This is a genomic window from Bacillus sp. LR--39, from assembly GCF_053613335.1.
Genome location: NZ_JBSIOT010000838.1, coordinates 1 through 725 on the forward strand (window position 1 = coordinate 1; position 725 = coordinate 725).

Here is a 725-nt window from a genome sequence, read left to right on the forward strand (position 1 = left end):
GCCGTCAATGCCATAAGTCATCAGGCTATAGACATCTTCTTCGGCAATTCGGTCAAAAAAAGCCAAGATCCGTTTAAGCTCAGCTTCCGTTTTCACACTCGTTTTCGGGAAAGCAAACACGCCGTTATGGCCTCCTGATGCCCATACCCGCTCTTTCCCATCTGGGCCTTTTATGCGGTTGACGATCTCGAGCTTCATCGATTTATCAGAGGCATGGTCGCGCAGATTGACCGCATCTACCATATTGCCAATATAAATTCCGGCTTTTCCTTGCGAAAACAGCTCCTGCTGCTGGGTTTTGCTTGTGACGGGAAAATCCTTATTCATATACCCGTTATCACGCAGCTTTTTCATATAGTTCATCGTGTCTTTGTATTCCTGTGTCATGAAATCAGGCGTGAATTTGCCGCCTGATTCCTTCCAATCTGTAGGCATGCCTTCATACGAGCCAATCGTTTTAAACGCGCCGTAAATCAAGTCATTACGGTCTGCCAGCCCGATCGTATTATCTTCCCCATCCTTGTCCGGGTCGTCCTCCGTAAATGCTTTGGCCACTTCATAAAGCTCATCCAACGTTTTCGGGGTTTTCAAATTTAAATTGTCCAGCCAGTCCTTCCGAATGACGATCCCCTGTCTGGAAAGCGGGCGCTCTCTGTATATCCCGTAGAGCTTGCCGTCAATTGTCACATTTTTATTAATGAGTTTGTTCATTTTGTTTAAGTTGG

At 46.2% G+C, this 725-nt stretch carries 1 protein-coding gene; it reads right to left on the reverse strand.

The annotated features are described in order from the left end of the window. On the reverse strand, positions 1-725 hold a 725-nt coding region (locus ACWHAR_RS26895), incomplete at both ends, for an extracellular solute-binding protein (RefSeq protein WP_452088404.1).